Consider the following 14454-nt stretch of genomic DNA (forward strand, 5'->3'; position numbering starts at 1 on the left):
ACAGATGTACCAACTCCTCCTCAAACTCGGCCAATGGATCGACGCTCGCGCCGGCGTGAGCGCCACGCTCTGGCCGATGATGCGCCATCCGGTGCCGCGGTCGATCGACGGGCCGATGGGGTGGTGGTACGTCTTCGGCAGCGCCTCGATGACGCTGCTGCTCATTCAAATTCTCACCGGCATCGGCCTCTCGATGGTCTACGTGCCGTCAGCCGACAAGGCGTACGAGAGTTTGCTCTATCTCGACTACGAACATCCGTGGGGCTGGTTCCTGCGGGCGCTGCACTACTACGCCGGCTCGGGCATGGTGGTGATGCTGCTGATTCACATGACGCAGGTTTTCCTGCATGGCGCCTATAAGTACCCGCGCGAGCTGACGTGGGTCGTCGGCGTGTTGCTGCTCGCCTGCACGATGGGAATGTTTTTTACGGGACAGATTCTGCGCTGGGATACGGACGCCTATTGGGGACTCGCGGTCGGTGGATCGATGGCGGGCCGCGTCCCGGTGCTCGGGCCGTTCATCGTCCACACGCTGCTTGGCGGCGAGATCATCGGCGCCAGTTCGCTCAGCCGATTCTTCGCGCTGCATGTCTTCATCATTCCCGGCGCGCTGCTCGCCTTCCTGGGCTTGCATCTGTGGCTCGTGCTTCGCTGCGGCATCAGCGCCCCGCCCGTGCCTGGCGAGGTCGTCGATCCGGCGACGTACGAGAAGACATACCACGAAGAACTAAAACGGGGCGTCCCTTTCTTCGGCGACGCGCTGCTGAAAGACATCTTCTTCTCTGCGCTTGCGGTGACGATCGTCGTGATCATCGCCGCGGTCGTGGGACCGAAGGGCCCGAACGAGCCGCCCGATCCGACGCTTTTGGGCGCCAACCCGCGCCCCGAGTGGCCGTTCCTGTGGCTCTTCGGGCTGTTGTCGCTCAGCCCGCCGGCGATCGAGACCTTCATCATGCTGGTCTTCCCAGTGCTGGTGCTCGGCGCCCTATTCCTCGTGCCGTTCGTCAGCAATCGCGGCGAGCGGGCGCCAAGCCGCCGCCCCGTCGCCGTGCTGCTGGTAATTGTGATTTACACGACGCTCGGCGTGCTCACCTACGAAGGTGTGCAAGCGCCTTGGTCGCCGGTGATGAATGCCTGGAGCGGCGATCCCGTGCCAATCGATCTGCTCGACGGTCGTTCTCCGCTCGAGCTGCAAGGCGCCGCGGTGTTCCAGTTCAAGAACTGCCGCAACTGCCACGCACTCGACGGCATCGGCGGCCGTCGCGGCCCAGACCTGACGACGATCGGCGCGAGCCTCACGCGCGATCAGCTCATCACGCAAATCAGCAACGGCACCCCCGGCGGCGGCAACATGCCGGCGTACGGCAAGCAGATGAGCCCGGCGGAGATGGACGCCACCGTGGCCTTCCTTGTTAGCCTCCGCCCGAACGGCCAAGTCCCCGCGGGATCGGTCGAAGACTCGCCCATCGAAGGCACGACGCCGCAGCCTGAGTCGCTGACGGAGTGAGGACGCCATGAGTCCCACGCTCGACGCCTTCGTCCGTTCCTGGCCGAGCGAACCGTGGCTCGTCGCGTCGCTTTTGCTTTCGGCAGCGATCTACGTTCGCGGCTGGCGCAGCTTGCATCGCCGTGATCCTGAGCGCTGGAGCCTCTGGCGGCTGGCGTCGTTCTGCGGCGGACTATTCGCAATCTTCCTCGCACTAGCATCGCCGCTCGAACCGTTCGCCTCGTTGTGGCTGCAAATCCACATGGTGCAGCACCTGCTGCTGATGATGGTCGCCCCGCCGCTGCTCTGGCTCGGTTGGCCGCTGCTGCCAACGATGCTCGGCCTGCCGAAACCGATTCGCAGCGTGTGGGTCGCGCCGCTGCTGCGCTCACGGCGATTGCGTAACTGGTTCACGCGGCTGACGCATCCGCTTGTTGCCTGGCCGATCTACGTCGGCGTCACTTGGTTCTGGCATGCCCCGCGGTTCTACGATCTTGCACTCAGCAGCACGCGTTGGCACTTCATCGAGCATCTGCTATTCGCTGCCGCTGCCCTGCTCTTCTGGTATCCCGTGGTTCGCCCGTACCCGAGCCGGCCGAATTGGTCGCCATGGTTGTTGCTCCCTTATTTGCTGCTGGCCGACGTGCAGAACACAGTGCTCGCGGCGTGGCTCACGTTCTCATCGCGTGTGATCTATCCGCACTATGCGAATGCCCCGCGGATCGCTGGCGTTGCGGCGATCGACGATCAAGCGGCTGCGGGCGTCATTATGTGGGTGCCGGGATCGATTGCGTTTTTGCTGCCGCTGTTTCTCATCGCGGTGAGGTTGTTGCGAGGCCAATCGCGAACGGGGGCCGGCTCTCCGAGACGCACAACCGTTTCACATCCACTCCCATTTGAATCAACGGGCCTCCTGCCAATCCTCAGCCAACCGTCGCGGGCGCCATCGTCTCATCGTTTTGATCTGCTCCATACGCCGCTGATCGGCGCCCTGCTCCGCTGGCGTTACTTCCGGCCGCTGTTGCAGTACACCGTCGGTGTGCTCGCCGTCGCCGTCATCCTTGATGGGTTGCTCGGCCCACAGCTGAGTCCGCTCAATCTCGCCGGCGTACTGCCGTGGATCCACTGGCGCGGCGTTCTCATTCTCGGCCTGCTGATCGCCGGCAATCTCTTTTGCATGGCATGCCCCTTCACGCTGCCACGCGGCATCGCTCGCCGCTTTTGGCAACCGACTCGGAGCTGGCCGCGCGTACTAAGAAACAAGTGGCTCGCGGTGGTGCTCGTCGCTTTGTTCCTCTGGAGTTACGAAGCCTTCGCACTCTGGGACAGCCCTTGGCTGACGGCGTGGATCGCCCTCGCCTACTTCGGGGCGGCGCTGCTGGTCGATTCGATCTTCGCCGGCGCCTCGTTCTGTAAGTACGTCTGCCCAATCGGGCAATTCAACTTTATGCAATCGCTCATCTCGCCGCTGGAAGTCACCGTCCGCGACGCCAATGTCTGCACGAGTTGCAAGACGAAGGAATGCATCCGCGGCTCGGCCACGCTGCCGGGGTGCGAGATGGGCCTCTACCAACCGCGCAAGGCGGGGAACTTCGACTGCACGTTCTGCCTCGATTGCGTACAAGTTTGCCCGCACGAAAACGTCGGCATACTGGCGACAACGCCGGGCGGCGCCATTTGGAGCGATCGACTCCGCTCTGGCATCGGCCGCTGGAGCGCTCGTCCCGACGTTGCGGCACTCGCGATCGTACTCGTCTGCGGCGCGTTCGCGAACGCTGCCGGCATGATCGCGCCGGTTCTACTTTGGCAGGACCAGCTGCGTGAGCGATTCGTCGGCATGCCGCCGCTGGCCGTCACGACCGCGTTCTACGCCTGTGCGCTCATCGCTTTGCCTGCGCTCGTGTTGTTGCCCTTGACGGTCGTCAGTCGCCATTGGGGAATCATCTCCGCAACTAATTCGCAGGTCGCGGCCCGGTTCGCGATGACGCTCGTGCCGTTGGGGTTCGGCGTGTGGCTCGCACATTATTCGTTCCATTTTCTGGCGAGCTGGGACACCATCATTCCCGCCACGCAGCGATTCGCCAGCGACCTAGGCGTCGATTGGCTCGGCCCGCCTGCCTGGATCTGCGCGTGCTGCCGTCCAGCGGCCGATTGGATCATTCGCTTTGAACTCCTCGCCATGGGGGCTGGTCTGTTGCTCACGCTTTACGCCGTCCTCCGCGTCAGCGAATCGTTTGCAACGAGCCCGCGCCGCGTCATCGCCGCCGCCGTGCCGTGGTGCGCGGCCGCCATCATCCTCTACGCCAGCGGCGTCTGGATCATGCTGCAGCCTATGGAAATGCGCGGCACGCTTCCCGACGAATCTGCCGCCATTGCACAGCAGGCGTCGCGATGAGTTGCCGAAATGCGATTCGCACGTTGACGTTCGCTTGCTGCTTGGCGGCCAGCACCCTCGCAAATTACGCTGCTAACGCCGATGGCGGGCGACTGGTGCACGTCGAACGTGTTGACGGCTTCACGATTTCGATCTTCGTCGCTCCCGATCCGCCGCGCGTTGGTCCGATCGACGTCAGCGTGCTGCTGCAACGCGGCGATGATGACGCCATCGCCGACGACGCTCAGGTAGCGGTGAGCATGCAGCAAGCGGGCGACGCCACCGCATTCGTTAGCGGCCCGGCGACGCGCGAGCAGGCGACGAACAAGCTTCTTCGCTCGGCATGGCTGGAACTTCCCGCAGCCGGACGATGGAGCGGCACCGTCCATTGTTCCATCGGGGAACGAGACTTCACTGTTCCTTTCACCATCGAGGTAGGCGAGTCTCCTCCCGCCTGGACTGCCATCGCCCCGTGGTTTCTCTGGCCCGTCGCGGTGATCGCATTGTTCGGCGTCCATCGCCTCCTGCAACGCCAAAGAAAAAACCCTCGGAGCGACCGGAGTCGCCCCGAGGGCCGTTTGCTTCAGCAGTAGGTTTCTAAGCTGTTAAGCTCAGAATTCTTCGAACCCGTCGTGACCGGCGCCGGCGCCGACCAGTTCGAGCTCTTCGACCCGACGGCCCGGCTGCTTGGCAACCGTCCGCTTGGCCGGCTTGCTCGGCATCGAGTAAGAAGGAGTCGTTGCCTTCGGCGCCGTGTAACCTGTCTTCTTTGGCGTCTGCTTCGCTTCGCGATTCAAATTGAATTGAGCGACGACCGATTGCAGCTGCTCGGCTTGCCCCGACAGGGCGACGGCCGTGCCGCTCATCTCTTCGGTTTGCGAAGCATTGCTCTGCGTCACTTGATCCATCTGAGCGACCGCCTTGTTGATCTGCTCGATGCCGACCGTTTGCTCACGGCTGGCAGCGGCAATCTCGGCGACGATGTCGGTCACGCGCTTCACGCTCGTAACGATCATGCCCAAGGTCTCGCCCGACTTGTTGACCAGTTCCGAACCAGTTTCAACCTTCTGCACCGAGTCTTCGATGAGTCCCTTGATCTCGCGGGCGGCAGTCGCAGAACGCTGAGCCAAGTTGCGAACTTCGCCGGCGACGACCGCGAACCCACGACCTTGTTCGCCGGCACGAGCCGCTTCGACTGCGGCGTTCAGAGCGAGCAGGTTCGTTTGGAAGGCGATCTCGTCGATCGTCGTGATGATGTCGGCAATCTTCCGCGACGAGCGGTTGATTTCACCCATCGCATCGACCGCTTGAGCGACGACGGCGCCACCCTTTTCAGCCGTTTCCCGCGAGCTGTTCGCGAGCTGGTTGGCCTGATCGGCGTTGTCGGCGTTTTGGCGGACCGTCGCGGTGATCTCTTCCAGCGACGAGGCCGTTTCTTCGAGGCTCGAAGCCGATTGCTGGGCGCCTGAGCTCAGCTGTTCGCTCGCCGCGGCCAGTTGCTGCGAAGCGGCGGCAACGCTGCCGGAGATATCATCGACTTCAACGATCGCCCGGGTAAACCAACGCGCGATCATCGTAGCGAGCGCCAATCCAAGAGCGACGTTAACGCCGAGAACGATGAGCGTCACCATGCGCCCCGTTTGGTAAGCGTTCAATCCATCGGTCGCTTCAGACTCGCAACCATCGACATTCAGTTGAAGTTCCTTCGCGATAAAGCCGTCCATCGCTTCACGAGCGGCGTTCGATTCATTCGCCATCAGATTCTCGGCCTCTTCCTTCTTGCCTTCCCGCGAGAGGGCGACGACCTGCTGACTCACGGCGAAGTAGCTCTCAGTCGCCTTTGCAACGTCCGCCAAGAGTTCAACTTCTGCCGGCGAGGCCGCCAGTTCATCGAGAATCTTCTTGGTGGCCAGAATCTTTTCACGCTGCTCGTTCATGATCCCTTCCGCGGCGAGCATTTCTTGTTCGTCGTCGGCGACGATGTGCCGGTATTCCGCCACACGGTAGTCGGAAGTCGCCGTGTTCAGCTGGTTCGCAGCGCCGCGAGCCGGAATCCAGTTGTTGGCAAGCTCCGTGACGTTACCGTTAAGATCCGACATTTTCCAGATCGAAATGACGCCCATGATGAGCATCAAGGCCAACAAAGCCGAGAACGAAGCGAACAGCTTCGCGCCGACGCTCAAACGAGAAAACCAAGCCATTGCAAAACTCTCCTTGAAGATGCCGACGCTACGTCGGAATAGTTCGTTACTTGAGGTATTAGGCGATCAGGTTATGCTGCCGAGACTTCGACTTGCTCTAAGCTCTCGGCGCCCACCAGCCGGCCCGTATCGAGCAGCATGACGATTCGCTCGCCCAGCTTCCCCATGCCGGTGATGCAGGACGATTCGCCGCAGGAAGCCAGTTCCGGCGGATCGGCAATCGCATCAGTTGGAATGTTGAGCACGTCCGACACCGTGTCGACGACGAGCCCCACCACTCGATTACCGACGTTCACGACGATGATGCAGGTGAACTGGTCGTATTCCTTCTCCGTCATCTCAAAGCGAGCGCGAAGATCAATGATCGGCACTACCGTGCCCCGTAAGTTCATCACGCCGCGCACGAACGACGGAGCGTTCGGAATCGGCGTGATCTTGGAGAATCCCTTGATCTCCTGCACGCGCAGAATCTCGATTCCATACTCCTCGTTCTGCAGCGTGAACGTGAGGAACTGACTGTTGTCGTCAGCGGCCCCTCGGTCGTTTGCAAGCGTGTCTTGCATGCGTTGCCCCTTTCTTGTCGTGCACTCCGGCGACCATCGCGCAGAGCATTCCTTACATGGCGTCCGCTGCTTGGCGTTCATCGCTCGTGAAGCGACGCGACGGGCGGACAGCGAAGACTAGGCGCTGAATTCGATGCGGAATCGTGCGAGATTTGCGCCGGACGCTCCAATCGCGCCCGCGAAATGCATGAGCGCGATTCTGCGTCTCGCACCGCTGCGAGTTATCGCAAAACAAGCTGATCCATCGGCTGAAAGCCGCACTTATGCTGCTGCTGCTGCGATCGGCGACGATTCGGCAAGCCGCACAACACCTGCGGTCAATCGCAGGCACTCAACGCCACGAGTCCAATGCCAACAGAATTCCCCAGACGGCTAGTCGCTGAATAGCGATATTCGCACGCTAGAAGTTAAAAACACGAAGATCAGGTGCACGAAGCAGGGCCTCGCTTCTACGGCAACGCCTACGAAGCGTCAGTGCGACTCAACCGTGCCGGAGCCAAGGCCCCGCGGGCATTTCGCGGCTCGGCGAGCAGCAAAGATTTATCTCGAGCACATGGAAGCTTAACGGAGCTGCGATAATCTCTCCTCTTTGCAGCTTATCGAACGAAATGCCGGCAGAGGCATGCCAGTTGCATAGATCGCCCACATTGCTCCTTCCGTGATATATCCGACTTCTTGAGACGCCTGATGCCCGCTTGTTCCCGGATCGACTCCCTCTGCTCCCACCAGTCACGGTGCAGCCGCGGCTCTTCCGCACCTTCCCGTCGCCGCGTAGCGTGAACTGTTCGCCATTGCGATCAGGTTCCGCGCTTTCAGCATCCGGACGAACCCTTCGCCGTCAGCTTCCTTTGCTCACCGTTTTACTTCTGGAAGAACACCTAAGTGGAGAAAATGCTAATGAAGAATCCCGTTTTCATCGCGACGGCGGCGATCGCTCTCGCCGCTGCAGCGGCGCATGGCGCCGTCATTCAGTCGCAAGGGTTTGAAGGAACTCCGACGCAAGGCTGGGGCTACGCTCTAACCGGCACGGGCGGAAGCGTCAGCAACGAGAGCCTGGCGGCCGACGCTCCGGCCAGTTCGCGCGTCCGTAGCGGCAGCTATTCTTTCCAACACAGCGCCACGGCGGCGTCCGTGCAAGCGAGCACGTTGGCATTCGATCCCGTCTCGCTGACCGACTACGAAGACGTTGCCGTAGAACTGCGGCTCGCGTCCATCAGCAAAACTTCTGGCAATGGCAACGACAACGCTGATCTCGTGCAGGTTTTCATTGCACTTGATGGCGCAGCTTTCTCGGCCACCGCAGACCTGACGGTCGAAGGGAATGCAAACGCCCGCTGGTCGTACACTTCTGGCACGGGCGTCGCTGAGGTTACTGTCGGTACGCCGGTTCCGAAGTTTCAGCCTGCTGGCGGCGCTAGCCGGACAACCGACGGTTATAGCAAACTACTGCTAAACATTCCTGACTCAGCGGCATCGTTCGCGTTGAAGGTCGTCAGCACCAACAATGCAACCGGCGAAATCTGGGCTATCGACGACGTTTCCGTCAGCGGCACGTTGAAGACAGTCCCCGAGCCCGCGTCGCTCGGCTTGCTCGTGCTTGGCGGCGTCGCGACTGTGGCTGTTCGCCGCCGGATGGCATAATCGCTGCTCGGCATTAGCGAGGCTAATTCCTCCTGGGACGGCGGACCATGCGCTGCCGTCCCAGGCCTTCTCTTTCGGAGCTTGTGAACGTGCTTCATCGCTCACGTGTTATATCGATCACTGTTCGCGTTGCCATTCTAGCCATCGCGCCTGCGCTGACGGTAAGCTTCGTGCGCCCCATTTACGCCGACGACCTGTCGACCGTGCGGGACCGCCTGATGGCGGATCTGTTGAGTTCCGTCCCCTCGGCGTCGACTGTCAACGGCTATCGCTCCAGCCTCAGCGCCAATGGAAGTTGGTCAGATGTGAACTACGGCTCGCAATCGCGCGTCGACTGGGAACCGATGACGCACCTGACGCGTCTCACCGCCATGGCCGAGGCGTATTCGAGCAGTTCGAATTCGCTCTACCAGAACACGGCGCTCCGCGACGACATCCTGAAAGCGTATGACTACTGGATCAGTCGCAATCCGCTGAGCGACAACTGGTACTACAACGAAATCTCGGCGCCGCAGGAACTCGGCAATGCGATGGTGCTGATCAACAGCGCGCTCTCGTCGTCCCGGCGAAACAGCGGCCTCGATATTCTGGAACGCGCTTATCGCTCGCGCAGCAGCACGAGTCTCAACACCGGCATGAATCGCGTCGAACGCGCGACGGCCGGCATCAGTCGCGGCATCGTCGCCGGCAGCAACAGCATCACGGCCGACGCTTTTGCCGCGATCGGCGACACGCTCGTCGTAACGACCGGCGAGGGAATCCAACGCGATGGATCGTTTCACCAACATGGCCGGCAGCTTTACAACCAAGGGTATGGCTCGTCGTTCATTGGCGGCGTGACGCAAGCGCTCGAACTCAACGGCGGCACGAGCTTCGCATTCGCCAGCGACAATCAACGGGCGCTCATCGACTACATGCTTGACGGCACCCAATGGATGGTCCGCGGGCAGGTGGTCGACTACACCGCCAGCGGTCGCGAGATCACTCGCAAAGGCCAAGACGACAACGCCGCCGCACTTTCGGGCCGGCTAAAAACAATCATCGACTCGACGCTCGGCTATCGTGCGGCGGAACTCACGGCGTTTCGCGAGCGGATCCTCGCCGCCAACTCCAGCGGCGCCGCGAGCCCGACGCTCGCGCTGAGCGGCAACAAGCATTTCTGGCGTTCTGATTTCACCGTTCACCAGCGGCCCGACTTCTACGCTTCCGTCAAGCTTTCGTCGACGCGGACGGTTCAACCCGAAACCGGCAACGACGAGGGGTTGAAGAACCTCTACCTAAGCGACGGCGTCAACCTCATCATGCGGACCGGGAATGAGTACGACAACATTATGCCGGTCTGGAATTGGCGGCGGTTGCCCGGTACCACGGTCGAGCAAGATTCGCGGTCGCTCAAGCCGACCGACGACTTCGGCGTCACGGGCACCAGCACCTACGCCGGAGGCGTCTCCGATGGCGAGTACGGCGCCTCGGCGTTCAAGTACAACCGCTTCAACGTCAAAGCGAACAAGTCTTGGTTCTTCTTCGACGACGAATTCGTCGCCCTCGGCGCGGCGATCGATGCGCCAAACTCGGTCAACAACGTCAACACAACCGTCAACCAGACGCTCCTCAAAGGAACGGTCAGCTACAAAACAGCCGACAGCGCCGCTCGGCAAACGATCACACTCGGTCAAACCGTAACGCCGGCCAATCTGGAGTGGGTCTTTCACGACGGCGTCGGTTACTTTTTCCCTACTCCCGTGAGCAATGCGACGTTCCGTGCGTATACGCAGACGGGCACCTGGGAGTCGATCAACGAACGCTACGACGACACCGCGGTCAGCAAAGACGTCTTCACGCTCTACGTGAATCACGGTAATGGTTTTACCGGCGGTTCGTACAACTACATTGCCGTTCCTGGCCTCACCGTCGGCGATATGGATAGCTACCTCGCGGCCAATCCCATCGAAGTCCTGCGGAACACGAGCGCTGTGCAGGCGGTGCGACAATCGAGCCTCGACGTGACGCAGGCGGCATTTTACTCGGCTAGCTCATTGAACCTGGGCGGCGGCCAATCGTTCGCCGTGAGCGATCCCTCGACCGTCATCATGCGGCGGCCGAACAACGCGCTGCAGTTGACCGCGTCGAGTCCCGAAGCGAAATCGCTGCCGCTCGACATCGATCTCAACAGCGTCAAGTTTGCAACGAACGGCGGCAGCTGGCTCGATGGCTTCGGCAAATCGGCGACGGTCACGCTCGGACTCCCCGGCGGCGATCGCGCTGGGGCCTCGGTCGGCATCGCTATCAGCACCGACGCCGCCGCAACGCCGACGATTCGCTTCACGACGTTCGATCAGCCGACGACCTTTAGTTATGTTTCAGACGCCCCGCTCGCGCTCCCCGCGAACACGACGCTCTACGCCGGCAGCAACAAGACGCTGACGTTCAACGGCGCCATCACCGGCAACGCTTCGCTCACCAAATCGGGCGAGAGCGACCTGAATCTCAAAGGAGCCAACGGCTACCGCGGCGGAACCACCGTCCTCGGCGGCGACGTCGCGGTGAGCGGCGATCAACGCGAAGCGGACGGCGGCTGGACCGTCGGCCCCAGTAATGCGTCCGATGTGACAGTCGACTTCCTCGCCAACGCGAAGATCAACGTCAGCGCTGCCGGTCGGGTTCACCTTGGTAACACAACGCCCAGCGGCGAAGGCAAGAACATCCTCAATGCCGCGGGAACGGTCGTCAACGAGGGTGCACTATACGTTGGCAGAAACGCGACGGTGAACGTGACGGGCGAATGGACGCAAACGGGCCCACTCTCCATCGTGGCCCGCGGCAGTAGTCCGTTCTCGCCAGTGTTGGCGGTCCCCAACGGAGGCGCCTTCAACTACGCTGGCACGACGAACATCAAAATGGATCCCGCGCCTGACAGCACCGGCGTCGCTTCGCTGATCATCGGCGACGGCAGCGGGGCGGGCGTCTTCAGCACTTCGCGCGGCTTCGAGCGAACCGTCCCCACCGGTGATGGCGCCAGCGTCATCACGCTGCAAAACAACGGCAAGCTCGCCCTCACTGCCGATGTACCGCAACTCACGACGGGGCAGTTCCAATTCCAACTCGGCGCCGTCGCCGGCGTCGTCGATACGAAGAGCTATTACGCGGGCCTGAGCACGCCAATCACGAATCAGTCAGGAAAAATCGGCGGACTGACGAAACGCGGCAACGGCACGTTAGAACTCTTCGTCGCTAGCCAATATCAAGGCGAGACACTCGTTGGCAACGGCACGCTGAAAGTGAGCAACACGACTGGATCGGCAACCGGCACAGGCGCCGTCGTCGTCGAAGCTGGCGCCTCGCTGACTGGCAGCGGTGCGATCAGCGGCGCCGTTGCACTGCAGGCCGGCGGCTCGATCGCTCCCGGCGCCACGACTGGGACACTCACGACCGGCGCTCAAACGTGGTCGGGCGGCGGCGCGTTCTGCTTTGAAGTTGCTTCCGTCGATCCCAGCCAAACGTCGCAAAGTGCCAAACGCGGGCTCCTCGGCGGCGCCGACTGGCTCGCGGTCAATGGCTCGATCACGATCAGCGCCACTGCGGCGAACCCGTTCGTCATCAACCTCGCCGGGTTGATGGGCGACGTGCTCGGCAGCGTCGAGGCCTGGAACGCTGCTCGCAACTACACATGGACGCTCGCTACGGCTAGCGGCGGCATCAGCGGCTTCGCAGCCGATCGCTTCGTGATCGACGCCGCCGACTTCGCGGCGACCAATGACGTCAACGGCGTCTGGAGCATCAACCGCTTAGGCAACTCGCTCCTCCTCGAATACGCCGCGAACGGCGTCGCCGGCGACTTCGATGACAACGGCCTCGTTGACGGCGCCGATTTTCTGGCTTGGCAGCGTGGATTCGGCAGCAATTACAGCGAGAGCGATTTGGAAACCTGGCGCGCCAGCTTTGCCGCTGCCTCCTTTGCCACGGCGACGCCCGTTCCAGAGCCTGCTGCCATCCATCTGCTCGCGCTCGCCGCATTCGCTGGCGCATGGTCGGTTCGTCAACGACTTGCAACCACCTCTGGCGAACTCGCCTGATCGATGGCTCAGAGCCAATGCACGCGAAAGTCTCAATCAACTCCATTAACCAAGGATTACCGCAGAGTGCCTGAGCATCTCCTTTCCCGCAGGAACTTTCGTGACCAGGTCCAAGGGCCAAGTTCGGGTATATGGCATTCAGCGCGAAGGCGGGCTGGAAAAACTCGACCGGAAGCAGTTCATGAAAAAGGTGATGCAAGCTCCGCGCACAATCCAGAAGGAAACCTGAAGCGCGTTTGCATGTGACTCGCGGACTTTCCGTACTTCTGTCTTCGCGCCGTCGTTAAGCCGTGCCATAATGTGGCTCGACGTCGTCGACATGCCGCTTTTTGGACCATGACGGCGTCATCCGAGATGCCATCGCGCCCCCCGCGATGCCATCCGGCGGTCCATCTTCATTGGTCGCTGGGGGGATTCTATGCGCGCCGCCGCTCTGCTCGCCTGCCGCTCCCGTCCATTAGGACGCGTGTCTTCTCGCCAAGGTCCACGGCCTCACGCGACGCTGCCAACACGGTCAAACCGATCGGCGTTCACGCTCGTCGAGCTCTTGGTCGTCATCGCGATTATCGGCGTGCTGGTGGCGCTGCTGCTTCCGGCGGTGCAAGCCGCGCGCGAGGCGGCGCGGCGTTCCACATGCGTGAACAACCTCAAGCAAATCGCCCTCGCCGCGCTCAATTACGAATCAGCCAAACGCACGCTTCCCGCCGGCGCGGAGATTCAGGTTCCCGAACATTGCAACGACTCCAGCGCGAGCGATTGTCGCGGCAACCCCATGTACATCGCCATTATGCCGTACTTCGAGCAGGGCGTCGTCGAGCAACGATACGACTACAAGCAAGGTTGGTCGCGTTGGCTCAACGATACGGCGCATGGCGGAGCGAACGCGGCCGCCAACCAAGAACTCGCCAACTCCGAAATCGCCGTCTTTAAATGCCCTTCAATGGCGGTCTTTCTAGAAGAGAAGCCCCGCCGCGACTACTTCGGCATCACGGGCGGACTCAACCAAGCCGCCACAGGATTTCGAGGGAAGGTCTTCAACGACGGCGTGTTTTTTGTCGGAGAACAGGGAGTCGAGTTGGCTAAAGTCATCGACGGCACGTCGAATACGCTTGGCCTTGGCGAAAGCGTCCATCCCAATCTGTACGGCATCGGCAACGGCTACGGCATCAACACGATCGGCGGCCCCAGCGCCTGGTACGACGGAGCCGCGTGCGTCGGCGATGCGGCAAAAGCGAATTGCGATCTGGCCAAGACGTCGTACGGCCGATCTGTGCGTGCACTCATCTACGCGCTCAACTTCAACATGATTCAATCGTTTGGCGTACTCAAACCCGAGCTGGAAAATGATCTGCCGTTCGGCAGCATGCACGCGAGCGGAGCCAACTTTGCGTACGTCGACGGGCACGTCGAATTCCTGGCCGACTCGCTCGAAGCGCTGCAGCTTGGCGCCATGGCCACTCGCGACGGAGACGTAAAATTTTGAAGAATCTCATTTGTAAGGCGCCCGCTCGACGGCGTACCGCAACGTGGTTGATCGCGAGCGGCATGTTGCTCGGTTGCGGCGACGGGCATCCTCCTTTAGCGCCGGTGTCCGGCGTCGTCACCTTCGGCGGCAAGCCCGTGGAAACGGGGACGATCGCCTTCCACCAGCCCGGAGGACGTTCCGCAGCAGGCGCGCTCGGTCCGGGAGGGGCGTACAAGCTGACGACGTTCGAAGCGGGCGATGGCGCGCTCCTCGGCACGCACAAAGTCGTGATCGACGCCGTTCGCGTGAGCGGAGGTCCGCCGCCGGCAAAGTCCTTCGCCGACGAGATCAAGCAATCGCAGATGCCTCAAACTTCGGCAGGTCCAACCGTTCAGCGACTGGTCCCCGAGAACTACGCATCGCAGACCAGCACGCCGCTCGAAGCCGAAGTGAAAAGCGAAGACAACGTGATCAACTTCCACCTAAAGAAATAGGCAGGGTGCTCGCGAAGAGCATCGACGAAGCCGGAGGCATTGCGAGCCTCGCATGATCCATGGCCGTGAAAAACGGTACGTACCGTTTTGGCCGGATAGAAACGCAGCGCCGCCGAGCGTGGGCAAGCACCAAAAGCCGTTGATTCGGCGGAAACGA

At 61.7% G+C, this 14454-nt stretch carries 10 protein-coding genes; 8 read left to right on the forward strand and 2 right to left on the reverse strand.

The window, feature by feature from the left end; genetic code table 11:
• Positions 1-4 precede the first annotated feature (4 nt).
• The 3 genes from PLANPX_RS23850 to PLANPX_RS23860 are packed head-to-tail and all read left to right on the forward strand — an operon-like array spanning position 5 to position 4453.
• Positions 5-1507, forward strand: coding sequence for a cytochrome b N-terminal domain-containing protein (locus tag PLANPX_RS23850; protein ID WP_152101139.1), 1503 nt, complete (start codon positions 5-7; stop codon positions 1505-1507).
• A gap of 7 nt (positions 1508-1514) precedes the next feature.
• Positions 1515-3881: a cytochrome c oxidase assembly protein gene (locus PLANPX_RS23855; protein ID WP_152101140.1), complete on the forward strand. Its 2367-nt coding sequence runs from the start codon at positions 1515-1517 to the stop codon at positions 3879-3881.
• Positions 3878-4453: a hypothetical protein gene (locus PLANPX_RS23860; RefSeq protein ID WP_152101141.1), complete on the forward strand. Its 576-nt coding sequence runs from the start codon at positions 3878-3880 to the stop codon at positions 4451-4453. Before PLANPX_RS23855 ends, PLANPX_RS23860 begins: the two co-directional genes overlap by 4 nt.
• Before the next feature lie 18 nt (positions 4454-4471).
• Here PLANPX_RS23860 and PLANPX_RS28335 read toward each other — a convergent pair whose 3' ends face one another.
• Both PLANPX_RS28335 and PLANPX_RS23870 read right to left on the reverse strand, forming a co-directional pair.
• Positions 4472-6061 carry a methyl-accepting chemotaxis protein gene (locus tag PLANPX_RS28335; protein ID WP_152101142.1) on the reverse strand — a complete coding sequence of 530 codons (1590 nt, stop codon included), beginning with the start codon at positions 6059-6061 and terminating at the stop codon, positions 4472-4474.
• A 71-nt stretch (positions 6062-6132) separates the two neighbouring features.
• Positions 6133-6624 carry a chemotaxis protein CheW gene (locus tag PLANPX_RS23870; protein WP_152101143.1) on the reverse strand — a complete coding sequence of 164 codons (492 nt, stop codon included), beginning with the start codon at positions 6622-6624 and terminating at the stop codon, positions 6133-6135.
• A gap of 897 nt (positions 6625-7521) precedes the next feature.
• On the opposite strand from PLANPX_RS23870, the gene PLANPX_RS23875 reads away from it, so the two are divergent.
• The 5 genes from PLANPX_RS23875 to PLANPX_RS23890 all read left to right on the forward strand — a co-directional run bounded on the left by PLANPX_RS23875 (position 7522) and on the right by PLANPX_RS23890 (position 14297).
• Positions 7522-8265, forward strand: a complete 744-nt coding sequence (locus PLANPX_RS23875) for a PEP-CTERM sorting domain-containing protein (protein ID WP_172992294.1) — start codon at positions 7522-7524, stop codon at positions 8263-8265.
• Positions 8266-8435: 170 nt separating this feature from the next.
• On the forward strand, positions 8436-12338 hold the full coding sequence (locus tag PLANPX_RS23880; RefSeq protein ID WP_172992295.1) for a polysaccharide lyase 8 family protein: 3903 nt from the start codon (positions 8436-8438) through the stop codon (positions 12336-12338).
• Positions 12339-12438: 100 nt separating this feature from the next.
• A complete protein-coding gene (locus PLANPX_RS28305) occupies positions 12439-12567 on the forward strand; it encodes a hypothetical protein (protein ID WP_261344408.1) in 129 nt (42 codons plus the stop codon).
• A gap of 237 nt (positions 12568-12804) precedes the next feature.
• Complete coding sequence (locus tag PLANPX_RS23885) at positions 12805-13821, forward strand: DUF1559 domain-containing protein (protein ID WP_172992296.1); 1017 nt, start codon at positions 12805-12807, stop codon at positions 13819-13821.
• A 62-nt stretch (positions 13822-13883) separates the two neighbouring features.
• Positions 13884-14297, forward strand: a complete 414-nt coding sequence (locus tag PLANPX_RS23890; protein WP_152101147.1) for a hypothetical protein — start codon at positions 13884-13886, stop codon at positions 14295-14297.
• The last annotated feature ends 157 nt before the right edge of the window (positions 14298-14454 follow it).

This window comes from Lacipirellula parvula, from assembly GCF_009177095.1.
Taxonomy (GTDB): Bacteria; Planctomycetota; Planctomycetia; order Pirellulales; family Lacipirellulaceae; genus Lacipirellula; species Lacipirellula parvula.